This window comes from Methylopila turkensis, assembly GCF_027922325.1.
Lineage (GTDB): Bacteria > Pseudomonadota > Alphaproteobacteria > Rhizobiales > Methylopilaceae > Methylopila > Methylopila turkensis.
The window spans coordinates 856,061-872,063 of record NZ_BSFL01000001.1; the positions used below are offsets into that span (position 1 = coordinate 856,061).

Annotated in this window: 12 protein-coding genes; 5 read left to right on the forward strand and 7 right to left on the reverse strand. The window is 64.8% G+C overall.

What is annotated here, in order from left to right; all coding sequences use genetic code 11:
* The first annotated feature begins 7 nt into the window (after positions 1 to 7).
* The 5 genes from PKE78_RS04030 to PKE78_RS04050 all read left to right on the forward strand — a co-directional run bounded on the left by PKE78_RS04030 (position 8) and on the right by PKE78_RS04050 (position 8,546).
* Positions 8 to 4,843 carry an ATP-dependent helicase gene (locus PKE78_RS04030; protein WP_271199552.1) on the forward strand — a complete coding sequence of 1,612 codons (4,836 nt, stop codon included), beginning with the start codon at positions 8 to 10 and terminating at the stop codon, positions 4,841 to 4,843.
* Between the two features lie 81 nt (positions 4,844 to 4,924).
* Positions 4,925 to 5,281, forward strand: coding sequence for an MmcQ/YjbR family DNA-binding protein (locus PKE78_RS04035; protein WP_271199553.1), 357 nt, complete (start codon positions 4,925 to 4,927; stop codon positions 5,279 to 5,281).
* Between the two features lie 51 nt (positions 5,282 to 5,332).
* Positions 5,333 to 6,334, forward strand: a complete 1,002-nt coding sequence (locus PKE78_RS04040; RefSeq protein ID WP_271199554.1) for a zinc-binding dehydrogenase — start codon at positions 5,333 to 5,335, stop codon at positions 6,332 to 6,334.
* 80 nt (positions 6,335 to 6,414) lie between these two features.
* A complete protein-coding gene (locus PKE78_RS04045) occupies positions 6,415 to 7,857 on the forward strand; it encodes a carboxylesterase family protein (RefSeq protein ID WP_271199555.1) in 1,443 nt (480 codons plus the stop codon).
* A 404-nt stretch (positions 7,858 to 8,261) separates the two neighbouring features.
* The gene (locus PKE78_RS04050) at positions 8,262 to 8,546 is read left to right on the forward strand and encodes a helix-turn-helix transcriptional regulator (protein WP_271199556.1); all 285 of its coding nucleotides are present in this window, start codon (positions 8,262 to 8,264) and stop codon (positions 8,544 to 8,546) included.
* On the opposite strand, the gene PKE78_RS04055 is transcribed toward PKE78_RS04050, so the two are convergent.
* From PKE78_RS04055 to guaB, 7 genes are all read right to left on the reverse strand, one after another.
* Positions 8,512 to 9,768 carry a tyrosine-type recombinase/integrase gene (locus PKE78_RS04055; RefSeq protein WP_271199557.1) on the reverse strand — a complete coding sequence of 419 codons (1,257 nt, stop codon included), beginning with the start codon at positions 9,766 to 9,768 and terminating at the stop codon, positions 8,512 to 8,514. The two genes, PKE78_RS04050 and PKE78_RS04055, sit on opposite strands and share 35 nt — an antisense overlap.
* A gap of 293 nt (positions 9,769 to 10,061) precedes the next feature.
* Positions 10,062 to 11,624, reverse strand: a complete 1,563-nt coding sequence (gene guaA, locus PKE78_RS04060; RefSeq protein WP_271199558.1) for a glutamine-hydrolyzing GMP synthase — start codon at positions 11,622 to 11,624, stop codon at positions 10,062 to 10,064.
* Between the two features lie 82 nt (positions 11,625 to 11,706).
* Complete coding sequence (locus tag PKE78_RS04065; RefSeq protein ID WP_271199559.1) at positions 11,707 to 11,931, reverse strand: hypothetical protein; 225 nt, start codon at positions 11,929 to 11,931, stop codon at positions 11,707 to 11,709.
* A 65-nt stretch (positions 11,932 to 11,996) separates the two neighbouring features.
* On the reverse strand, positions 11,997 to 13,289 hold the full coding sequence (locus PKE78_RS04070) for an RsmB/NOP family class I SAM-dependent RNA methyltransferase (RefSeq protein ID WP_271199560.1): 1,293 nt from the start codon (positions 13,287 to 13,289) through the stop codon (positions 11,997 to 11,999).
* Between the two features lies 1 nt (position 13,290).
* A complete protein-coding gene (locus PKE78_RS04075; protein WP_271199561.1) occupies positions 13,291 to 13,710 on the reverse strand; it encodes an MAPEG family protein in 420 nt (139 codons plus the stop codon).
* 5 nt (positions 13,711 to 13,715) lie between these two features.
* Positions 13,716 to 14,156: a type II toxin-antitoxin system VapC family toxin gene (locus PKE78_RS04080; RefSeq protein ID WP_271199562.1), complete on the reverse strand. Its 441-nt coding sequence runs from the start codon at positions 14,154 to 14,156 to the stop codon at positions 13,716 to 13,718.
* A 254-nt stretch (positions 14,157 to 14,410) separates the two neighbouring features.
* A complete protein-coding gene (guaB, locus tag PKE78_RS04085; protein WP_271199563.1) occupies positions 14,411 to 15,901 on the reverse strand; it encodes an IMP dehydrogenase in 1,491 nt (496 codons plus the stop codon).
* Positions 15,902 to 16,003 lie beyond the last annotated feature (102 nt).

A 16,003-nucleotide genomic window follows, 5' to 3' on the forward strand; every position in this document is an offset into this window, starting at 1 on the left:
ATTGCAAGTGGACGCACCAGTAACAGATATGGTTTCGCCATCGCTCGCAGGCTTTACGCCTGCGACGCGAGACTGGTTTACGGCCGCGTTCACGGCGCCCACACCGGCGCAGGCCGCAGCCTGGACGGCCATCGGCGCGGGTGACTGCGCGCTCGTTGTCGCGCCCACCGGATCGGGCAAGACCCTTGCCGCTTTTCTCCATTCGATCGACCAGTTGTTTCAGGCGCACGAACAGGCTGTGGAACCGGAGGGCAATGGCAAGAAGGCGAAGACCCTTACTCGCGTCCTCTATATTTCGCCGATCAAGGCGCTCGGCTCCGATGTCCAGCGCAACCTGCGCATCCCCCTCGATGGCGTCGCGGCCGAGCGGCAGCGTCGAGGTGATCTCTCGGTAAACATCACGGTGGGCATGCGCACTGGCGATACGCCCAGCACTGAGCGTGCCGCTTTGTTGCGCAGGCCACCCGACATTTTGATCACGACGCCGGAATCGCTCTATCTCATGTTGACCTCCAAGGCCCGCGAGACCTTGCGTGAGGTGACGACAGTCATCGTCGATGAGGTTCATGCGGTCGCCGGCACCAAGCGTGGTGCGCATCTGGCGCTGAGCCTCGAGCGGCTGGACACGCTGCTCAGGCAGCCTGCGCAGCGCATCGGACTTTCGGCGACCGTCCGGCCCGCGGACCGGATCGCCGCGTTCCTGGGTGGCGCGCGCCCGACGACAGTTATCAACCCGCCCTCCAGCCGCCAACTGGAGCTTAGGATCATTGTGCCGGTCGAGGACATGACCGACATTCCCGCTCGGGATAGCCAGGGCTCAGATGAAGCGCAGCCCGGTCGCGTCGGTTCGATCTGGCCGCATGTCGAGGCGAGCATCCTCGATCAGATCCTTGCCCGGCAATCAACCATCGTCTTTGCCAATTCGCGTGGCCTTGCCGAAAAGCTCACGGCGCGGCTCAATGAGCTGTACGGCGAACGCCATCTCGACGCCATCGAAGGCAAGGCAGGTCTGCCGGAGCACTACGTCTCGTCGGCAGGTGGGACCGAAAACCGGTCTGAGGGTGCTCCTGCCCTGATCGCCCGCTCTCATCACGGTTCCGTCTCCAAGGAACAGCGCGGCGAGATCGAGACGGCGCTCAAAACCGGTGCACTGCGCTGCGTTGTTGCGACCTCCAGTCTGGAGCTCGGCATCGACATGGGGCTGGTCGATCTGGTGATCCAGGTAGGTGCGCCGCTGTCGGTGGCAAGTGGGCTTCAGCGGGTGGGCCGCGCCAGTCATCAGGTCGGCGGCACCTCTACAGGTCTCGTCTATCCCCGCACCCGGCGCGATCTGGTGGATGCGGCCGTCACTGTCGATTGCATGCTGACCGGGCGGCTCGAAGCCATCGATCCGCCGCGCAATCCGCTCGATGTGCTGGCCCAGCAGACGGTTGCCGCGGTGGCCATGGATACGCTCCAGATCGAGGACTGGTATGCGACCGTGCGCCGATCCGACCCGTTCAGGGAGCTACCGCGCCGGGTATTCGACGCCACCCTCGACATGCTGGCCGGACGATACCCTTCTGACGAATTCGCAGAATTCCGCCCGCGCCTGGTCTGGGATCGAGACAGCGGGCTCCTGTCAGCCCGGCCCGGCGCGCAGCAACTGGCCGTCATCAGTGGCGGCACGATCCCGGACCGTGGCATGTTCAGCGTCATGCTGCCCCAGGGCGAAGAGGCAGCAGGGTCACGGCGCGTTGGCGAACTCGACGAGGAGATGGTCTACGAATCCCGCGTCAATGACGTGATCACGCTTGGTGCGACCTCTTGGCGGATACAGGAAATCACCAATGATCAGGTCGTGGTGGTGCCGGCGCCCGGCCGTTCCGCGCGCCTGCCGTTCTGGCGCGGCGACGGCATTGGCCGGCCTGCCGAGCTTGGCGAAGCCATCGGCGCCTTCCTGCGGGAAATTGAAGCCGGCATATCTCCTCGTGACGGCCAACGCGAAGCCGGTGGGAACACGGATGCGGTGGATGCGACCGGTCGGCTCGCGGCGGTGGGTCTCGATCCCAATGCGATCAGCAATGTGCTTGGCCTCCTCACCGAACAGCGCGAGGCGACGGAGGTTTTGCCGAGCGACCGCACGCTCGTCATCGAACGCTGCCGCGACGAGACAGGCGATTGGCGGGTCATCCTGCATTCCCCGTATGGCCAGCGTGTGCACGGACCGTGGGCGCTGGCAATCGCTGAGCGGATCCGCAGTCGCTTGCGGATCGACCCTTCGGTCGTTTCCAGCGATGACGGCATCGTCGCGCGTATTCCCGATACCGAGGGGCGCGTACCGGGCGCTGAGCTATTCACCTTCGATCCCGACACGCTTCAGCGCATTGTGACAGAAGCGGTCGGCGGCTCCGCGCTGTTTGCCGCCCGGTTTCGGGAATGTGCGGCGCGGGCCTTGCTTTTGCCGCGCCGCAATCCGGGCAAGCGGTCGCCACTTTGGCAGCAGCGCCTGCGCGCCGGTCAGTTGCTGGAGATCGCCCGCGACCATGCCGATTTTCCGATCCTGATCGAAACCGCGCGCGAATGCCTGCAGGATGTTTACGATCTGCCGGCGCTGCATGGATTGATGCAGAAGATCGAGAAAGGAACGGTGCGGTTAGTCGAGGTGACTACGGACGCCCCGTCGCCCTTCGCTGCCAACCTTCTCTTCGGCTACGTCGCTGAATTCATGTATGACGGCGACGCCCCGCTCGCCGAACGGCGCGCCTCGGTGCTTGCGCTCGACAGCGGTCTTCTGGGTGATCTGCTGGGTCAGGTCGACCTGGGCGAATTGCTTGATCCCGGGGTGGTGGAGCGTGTCGGACAGGAGTTGCAGAGAACTGCCGCAGACCGCCGGGTCAAGGGCGTGGAGAGCGTCGCTGACTTGCTGCGCGAACTTGGGCCTATGGGCACCTCAGAAATTGCGATGCGGCTGGGCGAAGACGAACAAGCCGCAACGGCCGATTATCTGGAAGAGCTTGTCCATGCAGGCCGCATCATTTCAGTGACGATTGCCGGACAGGACCAGTGGGCGATTGTCGAAGATGCGGCCCGGCTGCGCGATGCACTCGGCGTCAAACTCCCCGGTGGTTTGCCGAAAACATTCTTGCAGGCGGTCGCCGAACCTTTGCGTGATCTGTTCGCACGCTATGCCAGAACGCATACCCCCTTCACCACGGGCGAGGTTGCGCTCCGGTTTGGCCTCGGTGTCGCGGTCGCTGACACAGCCCTCGAGCGTCTGCGTGATCAGGGCAAGGTGCTGAACGGGAACTTCGGTCTCGCGCGTCGCCTCGAGGCGCGTTCAGATGAAGCCGTATTCGACAATCCGCTCGCAAACCATGAATGGGTCTCCGAGGACGTGTTCCGGCGGTTGCGCCTTCGCTCGTTGCAAGCTGCTCGTGAGGCCACCAAGCCAGTCTCCCGGATCGCGTTCACGCGGCTGATGCTGGAACGGCAATTGCTGGTCAGCGAGACCGCGGGGCATGCCGCTCTCAATGCTAAGAATTCCGTCTCCGGACGGCTCGAGGGAGTGGATGGCGTCGCCCGAGTCATCGAACAACTCGCCGGATTGCCTTTACTGGCGTCGATATGGGAAACCCAGGTTCTGCCCGCCCGGGTGCATGATTATCGCCCGGGCATGCTCGATGAGCTTATCGCCAGCGGCGAAGTCCTGTGGGCCGGTCACGGCGCAATTGGCGACGATGATGGTCAGGTCTCCCTGCATCTGCGCGATCTGATGAGCGACACACTGCCCGCTGAGCCGTCGTCCGACGTTGAGGACCTATCCGTTCTGCAACGCGCGATTCTCGACGTCCTGGCAGGTGGCGGCGCTTTTTTTGTGCGCCAGCTTTCATCTCTGGCTCACGCTCGGATGATGTCCCTGTCGGCTGCGAATGCAAACCTTGGTTTGCCTGGTGAAGTGGATCCCGGGGAACTGCGGGAAGCGCTTTGGGATCTGGCCTGGAAGGGCCATGTTACCGCCGATACCTGGGCGCCTTTGCGCGCACTTGCGGATGTGAGCGGATCGCAACGCAATCTCACCGCGCGCCCGGTGCGCCATCGTCCCGGCCGGTCTGGCATCCCGTCGCGCACGTCGGGTGTCACAACCGTCTCTCCTTCTGCCTACCGGAGTTCCGGCTACAGTCTCGGTGACACCACCCTTTCGGGTCGGTGGTCGCTACTGCATCATATACCTGCCAGTGACACCGAACGCGCCTTTGCGCTCGTCGAGGGTTTACTCGACCGCTACGGGGTGGTCGCGCGCGGTGCTGCCGTAGCGGAAGCCGTGCCGGGCGGGTTTCCGCAGCTTCAGCCGGTTTTACGCGCTATGGAGGATGCCGGTCGCGTCCTGCGCGGGCGCTTTGTCGAAGGCCTTGGCGGCGCCCAGTTTGCCGACCGCCTGACGATTGAGCGCTTGAGGGAACTCGCCGAGGCGCGTTCGGTCGAACCGGTCACCGTGGCGCTCTCTGCCCTTGACCCTGCCAATCCGTTTGGAACGCTGCTCGGGTGGCCGGCACATCCTGGCTCGACGAGACCGACGCGGCGCAGTGGAGCGATCGTGATTATCTCTGACGGCAAGCTTGCGCTTTATCTGACCTCGGGTCGCAAGCAATTGCTGTCCTATATCGATGCGGAAGATCCGGCCAATGCAAAAAGCCTGGCCTCTGCGCTCCTTGCCCTCGCCGCTGCCCTGAAACGCGACAAATATAAGGGCTTCACGCTCGAGACCGTAGACGACCATCCCGTTGGACGCAGCGCATTGCTCTCTGGCTTGCGGGCCGTCGGTTTCTCCCGCGTTCCAAAGGGCGTGAGCTGGTATGGCTAGAGCATGCTCACCGAGGGCTGCGACCTTCTGATGCGTCCACGGAAACTCCGCAAACAGTCTGCAACGAAAGGAAATCCATCCATGATCACACGCTCCGAAATCTTTGACTATGCCGAAAAGAAGTTTGACGCCAAACCCGATTATCCGTTCGAGAAATTTCCCCACTACGCCGTTCTTCGTCATTCGGATGACGACAGATGGTTCGGGCTGGTGATGGACGTCGCGAAGGACAAGCTCGGTCTCGACGGTGAAGGAACGGTCGAAGTCATCGACATCAAATGCCATCCGCAAAAGGTCGACGATCTCAAGTCCAAACCAGGATTCCGGCCTGCCTATCATATGAACAAGGAGCATTGGCTGACCGTCGTCCTCGACGGATCCGTGTCGAAGGATGAACTCTTCGCCCTGCTTGATGAGAGCTACGAACTGACAAAGTAATCGCTCGGGACAATCGTTCCTTCTGCAAACAAATACGTCTTACGAACTATCATGAAGGAACCCACCATGGAAAAGATGCGCGCCATCGTGCTTTCAAAACCTGGTCCCGTTGAAAACCTTGTTCTCGAGGAGCGACCCGTTCCACAGGTGCAGCCGGGATGGGTGCGGATCCGCGTCCGGGCCTTCGGCGTCAACGAATCCGAGGTCACGACGCGAAAGGGCCTGTCGTCTCCCGATGTCACCTTGCCGCGTATTCCCGGCATCGAATGCGTCGGTGAAGTCGATGAAGCGACGGCAGGCAGTGACCTGAGGCCTGGTCAGAAGGTCGCCACCATGATGGGCGGTATGGGGCGTTCCTTCGATGGTTCTTACGCCCAATATGTCGTGGCGCCGGTCGGCCAGATCATCCCGTTTGAAACCGACCTGCCATGGGATGTGGTCGGGGCCTTGCCGGAAATGTTCCAGACCGCCTTTGGTTCGCTCACGACCGGACTTGATCTCAAGGCGGGCCAAACGCTTCTGATCAGAGGAGGAACGTCCACTGTCGGCTTATCAGCAGCGTCGATCGCCAAGGAGATGGGCGCGACGGTGATCACCACCACCCGAAGCGCTGACCGGATCGAGATGCTGCGGGAGCTCGGCGTTGATCACGCCATCGTTGACAACGGCAGCATCGCGGACGCTGTGCGCCAGATCGTGCCCGGTGGCGTGGACGCGGCGCTTGAGCTCGTCGGCTGCGGCGCTCTGCCAGATACATTAAGTGCCGTTCGTCTCCATGGCACTACATGCTTCACCGGGGCCTTGGGTGACCAATGGACGATCCCCGAGTTTGACCCGTTCTCGATTCCATTTGGTGTGCGGCTGACATCCTACGGTGGCGAAGCAACCGATCTGCCGGCCCATGTCTTCAACCGTCAGCTCAAGGCAATTGCGGAAAACCGCCTGAAGGTCAGTGTCGCCAAGGTTTATCACGGGCTGGAAAGCGTGCGCGATGCACAGTCCGATCTGGAGAACGGCAAAACGCCCGGCAAGCATGTCGTCGTTGTCGACTAATGGCGCGGCCGGAGATCACGACAACAGAAAAAGGAGTCCTGAGCTATGAGTCAGCACTCTCGATGTTCAGAAGGAGCCCCATGATGAATCGTATCGGCAATCCCCTAAGCAGCGAACACCGCGTTCGCTCCTGGCTTGGCATTCCCTATGCCACCGCCGAGCGGTTCCGCCGCCCCGCTCTGCTGCCCTTCGATCCCGACCAGCCCTATGATCAGGTCGGACCCGCGCCGTTGCAGGCCGGGGACACCGGCTGGTTAGAGGCGGACAACGGTTTCAGTGAGCATTGCCTGAACCTCAACGTCTGGGCGCCCGACGACACCGGCGATCGGCCGCTGCCGGTGATCGTATATGTGTTCGGCGGCGGGTGGCTCCTCGGCGCGAACACGCAGACCGTTTCGAACGCCGCCGGGCTTGCCGCGACCGGGCGGGCCGTCGGCGTCTCGATCAACTATCGCCTGGGCGCATTCGGGTGGCTGTCGTTGTCGCAATACGGGGGACGCCTGGCGGAAGCCTCCAACCTGGGCCTGCAGGACATCATCACCGCCCTGCGCTGGGTGCAGGAGAACATTGCCCGCTTCGGCGGCGACCCCGGCAACGTCACCGTGACCGGGCACAGCGCAGGTGCTTTCTCCGCGCTGGCACTGCTGGCCGCGCCGTCGGCTGACGGCCTGTTCCACCGCATCGCCGCGTTCTCCGGCATGCCGTCGCGCCAGGTGCCGGCCTGGGGGGCGGAGGAGCGTGCGGCCCAGGTGCTCGCAGCCCTCGGCATCGAAGATGATCCAGAGAAGCTTCTGGACGTCGATCCGTACCTGCTCGCAGAGACGATGAGCGCAACACAGTCGCGGGATCCAGGCGCTCCGCACGGCGTCGACAATGAGGTGATCGCTGTCGTCGACGACCGTGACCAGCCCGGTGGGATTCTCGCCGACCACCCGATGCGGGTGCTGGAGTCCGGCCGCCACCGCGACATCGACATCCTGCTCAGCAGCACCACCCAGGAGACGGACTGGTGGGTTCTACACCGCACCGACGACTTCGATCCCGGCAGCATCGCCGCTCTGGTTGCCGATTTTGCGCACAGCAACCGCATCCCGCTCAGCCGCGCGCGCAAGGTCGTCGCCGCCTTCGATGTCGACGGACGCACCCCGGTGCAGGTCCGCGGTGCGCTGCTGACCAACTTCAGCTTCACGCTGCCCCAGGTGCGAGGGGCCCTCGCGCACGCAGCGGCCGGGGGAAGCGCCCATCTGCTGTGCGTCGGTCCGGTCGAGGGTTCCCCTGCCGTCCACGGGACCGAGATGCACGGCATCGTCGGCCAGACCTGTCCCGGTGCCACGTCCGATCAGATCGTGCGCGACACCTTCGTCCGCGACGCGGTCCTCACCCTCGCAGAGGGCAGGGCCGACGATCTATGGGCTTCGGTGACGGCCATACCCACCACTCAAGGGATCGGAAGTCCGCCCTACGACCCTACCGCCCACGCCCTGTCCATGATTGCCACCTTCGAAGGCATCGACCGTCCCTGAGTACGCCCATCACCTATAGTTTGATCGGCTGTCGGCCACACAATATGGAGTAAGGCGGACGGGTCGAGACCCTTTGCAACAACACTTCGATCTCGCATCCGCATAGATATTGATATTTAGGCAACCATCCAGTGTGCTTGCGAGAATGAGCTCGGTAGCCGGCACGATATGTCGGGAGATGCGTGTACTGATCGAACAGTAAATAACGTCTTCAGATATCTAGACGCGATGCCGCACTGTGCCCCGGCTGTCTCTTGGTCCGTCCCTGTTGCTTCGATGCGTGCCCACGGCATACCCGCCGATGTGTACGCTACGGCCCGAAATCACCGCACGCCGATCCTTAAGGCCTTCCAGTACCGGCATCTATCGTTCTCTATCGGCGGTAGTCGTGAAGGAGATTGAGCATGAGGCACGCCCAAGAAGTGACTATCCGCAAGACAATCAGACGCCATCAACTGCGTGAGATGGTGCCGCTGGCTGACAGTACGATCTATGAGATGGAGCAGCGTGGCGAGTTTCCCCGGCGGTTCGCGCTCTCGCCACGTTGCATTGTGTGGGACCTGACCGAGGTCGAGGCTTGGTTGACCGCGCGGCGGACCTCACCGATCCGCCGCGCGCAGCACCCCGATGTTGCCAAGCGCAAATCCCGTCCAGTCAAAGGGCGGGATCAAGCTCCAACAAAGGCATAGCCGTAGGCAAGAGTGTGGGGGCATGTCTGCGACCCTCGACCCATGCGTCCACAGTATCTGCCCACTCCTGCATCATATGCCGGCGCTGCACCTCGTATTCCGCCTTGTTATAGACCCCGCGCGACGAGCGGCCATCTTCGTGCGCCAAGCACTTCTCGATCCAATCCCTATTGAAACCCAATTCGTTCAGTAGGGTCGACCCTGTCCGCCGCAGGTCGTGAACCGTGAATGGTTCGAGTGGCAGCCCATCTTGCTTGGCTTGTTCCACGACCGAATAAGTGACCCGGTTGAACGTCGCTCGAGACATTGGAGCATCCGCGTCGTAGCGTGAAGGCAATAGATACCGGGAATTCCCGGCGCAGGTTTTGAGCGCAATCATGATGTCGAGAGTCTGGCGACACAGATAGACGTTGTGCGCTTTTGACCGCTTCATCCGCTCCTTGGGAATCGTCCAAACGGCGTTCTCGAAGTCGACCTCGTCCCACACCGCGTCCTGCAGTTCGCTCTTGCGCACCATCGTCAGCAGGAAGAGCCGCATTCCCAGCCGGATCGTCGGCAGCGTCGCGACTTTTTCCAGCTCTTTCAGCATCACTCGGATTTCCGCCGGCGACAGAGCCCGGTCCTTTGGGGTGAAGGTCGCGATCGATGCTGGTCCGACGTCATCGGCCGGATTGGCAACCTTCTCGCCATGTAAAATCGCGAAGCCGTAAATCTGCTTCAGGATGTCCCGAACGTGGATCGCCGTCGCTGGCGCGCCGCGGTCAACAATTTTGCCGCACTGAGCGCGCAGATCGTCCGGCGTGATCTCGGTGAGCAGGCGGTTACGCCAAACCGGCAACAGCTCGCGCTCAAAGATAGAGCGACGCATCGCTCGGGTGCTGTCGGCCATCGGCGCATTCACGAGCCACTTTTCGCCGAACTCGCCGAAGCTCTTCGCCTCCTTGATGCGGCGCTTTTCGCGCTGCTTCTCAATCGCCGGCGAACGGCCTTCGCTGATCGCTCGCCGCGCGTCCAGGCACAACTCTCGGGCCCGGGCCAGCGAGATTCCATCTCTCCCGTACTTGCCCAGGTAGACGGTCTCGCGTCGTCCATTGAGCCGATAGTCCAGCCGGAACGAGAGCGCGCCCGATGGCGCAACGCGCACGTACATGCCGTCGCGGTCCGCCACTTTGTAGATTTTGTCTTTTGGTTTCAACGCCTTGAGCGCTGCGTCCGTCAACATGATATGCCACCTCCAAAAAAGTACCGTCACGCGGTTCTGGGGGGCTCTCGTCGGAAAAATCTGCGTATTGTCAGCAGCTTAGATTAAAAAAAGTACCGTCAGGAGCCTCATCTCCTCTGACGGTACTTTCAAATTCCGCCGTGATCAATATGGGCAAGGTCCGTCAGCGGGGCCGACGACTGCGATCTCTACCCACCGATAGACACCGATAGGTAGAGAATGGAATATTTATTTTTATCAGTGGGTTAGAACGTACTTTGGCGTAGTTTCGGATACGCGGGGATAGGCCAAAATCATTCCCACTCGATCGTGCCGGGCGGCTTCGACGTCACGTCGTAGACGACGCGGTTGACGCCGCGGACCTCGTTGATGATGCGGGTCGCGGCGCGGCCGAGGAAGTTCATGTCGTAGGGGAAGAAGTCCGCGGTCATGCCGTCGACCGATGTCACCGCGCGCAGCGCGACCACATACTCGTAGGTGCGGCCGTCGCCCATCACGCCGACGGTCTTCACCGGCAGCAGCACGGCGAAGGCCTGCCAGATCTTGTCGTAGAGGCCGGCCTTGCGGATCTCGTCGAGATAGACCGCGTCGGCCTCGCGCAGGATGTCGAGCTTCTCCTTCGTGACCTCGCCGGGGCAGCGGATGGCGAGGCCCGGACCGGGGAAGGGGTGACGGCCGACGAAGGCCTCCGGCAGGCCGAGCTCGCGGCCGAGCGCGCGCACCTCGTCCTTGAACAGCTCACGCAGCGGCTCCACGAGCTTCATATTCATGCGCTCGGGCAGGCCGCCGACGTTGTGGTGCGACTTGATCGTTACCGAGGGGCCGCCCGAGAACGACACGCTCTCAATGACGTCCGGATAGAGCGTCCCTTGCGCGAGGAAGTCGGCCCCGCCGATCTTCTTCGCCTCGTCCTCGAACACCTCGACGAACAGCCGCCCGATGGTCTTGCGCTTGACCTCCGGGTCGTCGGCCCCCGCGAGCGCGGAGAGGAAGGTGTCGCCGGCGTCCACATGCACGAGCGGGATGTTGTAGTGCCCGCGGAACAGGCCGACGACTTCCTCCGCCTCGGCCTTGCGCATCAGTCCGTGGTCGACGAACACGCAGGTGAGCTGGTCGCCGATCGCCTCGTGTATCAGCACGGCCGCGACCGCGGAGTCGACGCCGCCGGACAGGCCGCAGATCACGCGGCCGTCGCCAACCTGTTCGCGGATCTTGGCGATCGCCTCGTCGCGATAGGCCGCCATCGACCAGTCGCCGACGCAACCGCAGATGTCGCGGACGAAGTTGACCAGCAGCTTGCCGCCATCCGGGGTGTGGACCACCTCGGGGTGGAACATCAGGCCGTAATAGTGCCGGGCCTCGTCGGCGATCGCCGCGAACGGCGCGTTTTCGGACACGCCGACGATGCGGAAGCCGGGCGGCATCCGCGTGATGCGGTCGCCGTGGCTCATCCACACCTGGTTGCGGCTCTTGTCCTCCCAGACGCCGGTGAAGAGCTTGGAGGGCGCGACCACGTTCAGGTCGGCCCGGCCGAACTCGCGGTGATGGCCGCTCTCGACCGCGCCGCCGAGCTGCTCGGCCATCGTCATCTGGCCGTAGCAGATGCCGAGCACGGGCACGCCGCTCTCGAACACCGCCTGCGGCGCGCGCGGCGTGCCGATTTCGGCGACCGAGGCCGGGCCGCCCGAAAGGATGACGCCCTTCGCGCCGAAGGTTGGGAAAACCTCCTCGGCCAGATTGAACGGCGTGATCTCGCAATAGACGCCGGCCTCGCGCACGCGTCGCGCGATCAGCTGCGTCACCTGCGAGCCGAAATCGATGATGAGGATGCGGTCGTGGGAAGCGTCGGCGATCATGCGCCTGACTACTCCGAACGCCCCCCGCGCGGCAACGCCCGCGGACGCATGGCCCGCGCGAATTTTGCGCGCACCGGACCCGTCAGATCGAGGTCGCGCCGGCGACCGGGCTGCACTCCGTCGGCGCGCCGCTCTGGAAGCGCTCGTTCAACTTGCCGCAGCCCCAGTCCTTCAGCGGTCCCGGCATCCAGCGCGTCAGCGCGACGCCGACCTGCTCGTTCGGATTCGAGCCGTAGGCCGCGTACCACGACCAATAGCCCGCCGCCGCGATGATCAGCACCGCGAACAGCTTCAGAATGTCGCTCATGACTCGCATGGTCTCCGCCCGAACAGCGCCCTTCGCGTGCTGAGATGGACCAGCGTCCGGGCCGGTCAAGTCCGGCGCAACACCGCCACGAAGAAGCCGTCGGTGTCGGAGCGGCGCGGGCTGAGCAGCAGCGCGTCCCCTTCGGCGTTCGCGAAGGCGGCGAGCTGCGGCAGGCCGGCCTCGACCGCGGCGGCGGCGGCGGGCGTCGCCGCGAAGTCCGGACGGCGGGCGCGGAAGGCCGCGACGCGGTCCTCGTTCTCCTCTTTCAGCACCGAACAGGTGACGTAGACCAGCCGCCCGCCGGGCTTCACCAGCCCCGCCGCTGCGTCCAGAACCTCATCCTGCTCGAGGTTGCGCTGTTCGAGCGCGCCGGGGCGCATGCGCCATTTGGCGTCGGGGTTGCGGCGCCATGTGCCGGTCCCGGTGCAGGGCGCGTCGACCAGCACGAGATCGGCGCGGTCGCGCAGGTCCGACAACACGTCGGCCTCGCCCTTCGGGGCGCGGATCTGCAGATTGCGCACGTCGGCGCGGTCGGCGCGGTCGTGCAACGGAGACAGACGCCGCACGTCGGAATCGTAGGCGTAGAGCTGGCCGCGGTTGCGCATCTGGGCCGCGAGCGCCAGCGTCTTGCCGCCGGCGCCGGCGCAGAGGTCGACCACCTGCTGTCCGGCCGCCGCGCCCGCCACGAGGGCCGCGAGTTGCGAGCCCTCGTCCTGCACCTCGAACAGACCCTTCTGATAGGCCGGCTCCGCCTGCACGGGCGGGCCGCGGCCGTCGTCGCCGAGCGGGATGCGCAGGCCGAAGGCCGACAGCGGCGTCTCCACCGGATTGAGGTGCGCGAGGCTGCGCAGGACCTTCGGCCGGTCGGCCCGCAGCGCGTTGACGCGGATGTCGAGCGGCGCGCGGCGGGCGAGCGCTTCGCCCTCCTCCGCGCGGTCCTCTCCGAAGGCGCGGGCGAGCGGGCCGTCGAGCCATTCCGGATAGTCGCCGCGCACATAGGCCGGCGCCCCGTCGAGCGACGCGCTCGCGATCGCCGAGGCCTCGGCCTCGGTCGGCGGCTCCGGCGCGTGGCGGGCGTCCGCGAAGGCGCGGGCGAGGTCGTCGGCCGTCGCGCCCCGCACGAAGGCGAGCGCGCCGAGCACGAGCGCGCGCGGCGCGTCGGCCCCCATGCGCCAGGCGATCGACGCCCGCGATCTGAGCGCGTCGTAGACGATGCTCGCGATCCGCGCGCGGTCGCCCGAGCCGGCGAAGCGGTGGCTCGTCCCCCAGTCCTTGAGGGCGGAGGCGACCGGACGATGGTTCGCCTCGACGGCGGTCAGGATCTCGATCGCGGCGAGCGCGTGGGCGGCGGGTGTCATGTCAGGCCACCAGCACGCGGACGGCGTAGATGATCCACATCAGGATCAGCGTGACGGCGCCGAGCGCGAACCAGCGGAAGCGCGACATGTGCCGGTTCGCCCCGTTGTGGACGACCGCATGGACGACCCGGCTGGCGACGAAGATCCAGGACATCGCCACGAACAGCAGGTCGGCGTCCTTGGTGATCAGCGCCAGCGCCACCAGCAGGGCGAACAGCGGCGGCAGCTCCAGCTGGTTGTGGAAGCTGTCGGCGGCCTTCTGCGCGCCGTCCGGCCAGCCGAAGGCGCGCGGCGAGCCCGCGTTGGCGGTCACCTGCCCGGCCCGCACCGCGGCGAACCGCGTCCGTCCCATCCACAGCAGCAGGCCGAAGGTCAGAAACACCTGCGCGAACAACGGCGCGAGGACGGCTTGGACGGACATGGAGATCATTTATCCTGGATTGATCCGCGCGGCGAGGCGCGCTCTAACAGATGTTGAATTCGCCCTTCCCAGGGCGTCGCGGCAATCCCCTCGCAAAGCCTACGGTCGGCGGTGATCAGCACGTCATCTTGCCGATCAGCGAGCGCGACGTAAAAAGCGTCGTAGATCGTCACATGCGCTCGATCGGCTATGTCGAACGCCAGCGGCGCAGGATCTTGCATCGGCGCCAATGCGACCATGGCGGGCAGCCGCGCCAGAACGGTTTTTGCGTCTTCGGACGAAAGATCGCCGGCCCGTCTGCGGCGAAGTAAACCGCGAGCGACCTCCGCCATCACATGCATCGGAGCAGACAGAAATCCGCCCGTTAGCAAGACCTCCCGCGCCGCGTCTGAGTTCGGTTCTTCCACAAACCACTTGATGGCGACGCTAGCGTCGACGACCGTCATCGTTCGTCGCGGTCACGCCGGATCAGATCCGTCGAATCCTCTTTCGTAGGTCTGGTCCGAGAACGGATATCGTCTGCGAACGCCACACGTTCAGCGACGGACATCATTCCAGCAGCCCCGCGCGCTTTCAGACGCATGGAACCGCTGCCGGGCGCCGCTTGGCCGACGAGACGATCGAGGTCGACTGCGGGCGGACGCGGACGCTTACTGATAGCCATTCTGGCGCTCCGAGCTTCGTTCGAACGCTATGGAGCCTACACCATGCTGGGATAATTCGGGCTTTCGCGGGTGATGGTCACGTCGTGCACGTGGCTTTCGCGCAGCGAGGCGCCGGAGATGCGCACGAACTCGGCCTTCTCGTGCAGCTCGGCGACCGTCGCGGCTCCGACATAGCCCATGGCGGCGCGCAAACCCCCGGCGAGCTGGTGCAGCACGGCGCCGACAGGGCCCTTGTAGGGCACCTGACCCTCGATGCCTTCCGGCACCAGCTTCAGCCGGTCGTTGACCTCGGCCTGGAAGTAGCGGTCGGCGGACCCTTGAGCCATAGCGCCGACCGAGCCCATGCCGCGGTAGGACTTGTAGGAGCGGCCCTGCCACAGGAAGACCTCCCCGGGCGCCTCGTCGGTGCCGGCCAGCAGCGAGCCGACCATGGCGACGTCGGCGCCGGCCGCGATCGCCTTGGCCAAGTCGCCGGAATACTTGATGCCGCCATCGGCGATAACCGGCGTGTCGGACGCCTTCGCGGCCTCGACCGCCTCCATGATGGCGGTGAGCTGCGGCACGCCAACGCCCGCCACGATCCGCGTGGTGCAGATCGAGCCCGGGCCGATGCCGACCTTGATCGCGTCCGCGCCGGCGTCGATCAGCGCCTTGGTGGCCGAGCCGGTGGCGACGTTGCCGGCGACGATCTGCACGTGGTTCGAGAGACGCTTGATGCGGGCGACGACGTCGAGAACGTGCTGCGAATGGCCGTGGGCGGTGTCGACCACGATCAGGTCGCAGCCGGCGTCGATCAGCGCTTCGGCGCGGCCGAAGCCCTTGTCGCCCACCGTGGTCGCGGCGGCGACGCGGAGGCGCCCGTGCTCGTCCTTGTTGGCGTTCGGGTTCGCGACCGCCTTCTCGATGTCTTTCACCGTGATCAGGCCGACGCAGTGATAGGCGTCGTCCACCACCAGAAGCTTCTCGATGCGGTGGTGGTGCAGCAGCCGCTTCGCCTCGCCTTGTTCGACGCCGTCGCGCACCGTGACGAGGTTCTCCTTCGTCATCAGCTCCGAGATCGGCTGGCGCATGTTGGTGGCGAAGCGCACGTCGCGGTTGGTCAGGATGCCGACGAGCTTGCCGGAGCGGCCGTTGGAGCCCTCGACCACCGGGATGCCGGAGATGTTGTAGCGCTTCATCAGCTCGAAGGCTTCCGCGAGCGTCGCCGAGGGCGCGATGGTGACCGGGTTCACCACCATGCCGCTTTCGAACTTCTTCACCTGGCGCACGTGGGCCGCCTGCTCCTCGGGCTCGAGGTTGCGGTGGATGACGCCGATGCCGCCCGCCTGCGCCATGGCGATGGCGAGCCGCGCCTCGGTCACCGTGTCCATGGCGGAGGACATGATCGGGATGTTGAGCGAGATCGTGCGGGTGACGCGCGAGCGGAGGTCGACCTCGCCCGGCATGACCTCGGAGAGGCCCGGCCTCAGCAGCACGTCGTCGAAGGTGAGCGCCTCTCGGGCGAGAACGTCTTCGATGCGCGCCATGCCGAACCTCCTCGTGTGCGCCGAAGCGCCCGGGAGCCGCCCGTCGGCGCCCGGCCCCGCTCAGTCGCGCCCGATGCGGGGGCGCGGGTTGGGGAAGTGGCG

Excerpts from the sequence above, each read along its gene's own strand:
- PKE78_RS04035 (WP_271199553.1), top strand. The coding sequence starts at position 4,925 with ATGATCACACGCTCCGAAATCTTTGACTATGCCGAAAAGAAGTTTGAC.
- PKE78_RS04055 (WP_271199557.1), bottom strand. The coding sequence starts at position 9,768 with ATGTTGACGGACGCAGCGCTCAAGGCGTTGAAACCAAAAGACAAAATC.
- guaB (WP_271199563.1), bottom strand. The coding sequence starts at position 15,901 with ATGGCGCGCATCGAAGACGTTCTCGCCCGAGAGGCGCTCACCTTCGAC.
- PKE78_RS04050 (WP_271199556.1), top strand. The coding sequence starts at position 8,262 with ATGAGGCACGCCCAAGAAGTGACTATCCGCAAGACAATCAGACGCCAT.
- guaA (WP_271199558.1), bottom strand. The coding sequence starts at position 11,624 with ATGATCGCCGACGCTTCCCACGACCGCATCCTCATCATCGATTTCGGC.
- PKE78_RS04080 (WP_271199562.1), bottom strand. The coding sequence starts at position 14,156 with ATGACGGTCGTCGACGCTAGCGTCGCCATCAAGTGGTTTGTGGAAGAA.
- PKE78_RS04065 (WP_271199559.1), bottom strand. The coding sequence starts at position 11,931 with ATGAGCGACATTCTGAAGCTGTTCGCGGTGCTGATCATCGCGGCGGCG.
- PKE78_RS04040 (WP_271199554.1), top strand. The coding sequence starts at position 5,333 with ATGAAGGAACCCACCATGGAAAAGATGCGCGCCATCGTGCTTTCAAAA.
- PKE78_RS04070 (WP_271199560.1), bottom strand. The coding sequence starts at position 13,289 with ATGACACCCGCCGCCCACGCGCTCGCCGCGATCGAGATCCTGACCGCC.
- PKE78_RS04045 (WP_271199555.1), top strand. The coding sequence starts at position 6,415 with ATGATGAATCGTATCGGCAATCCCCTAAGCAGCGAACACCGCGTTCGC.
- PKE78_RS04075 (WP_271199561.1), bottom strand. The coding sequence starts at position 13,710 with ATGTCCGTCCAAGCCGTCCTCGCGCCGTTGTTCGCGCAGGTGTTTCTG.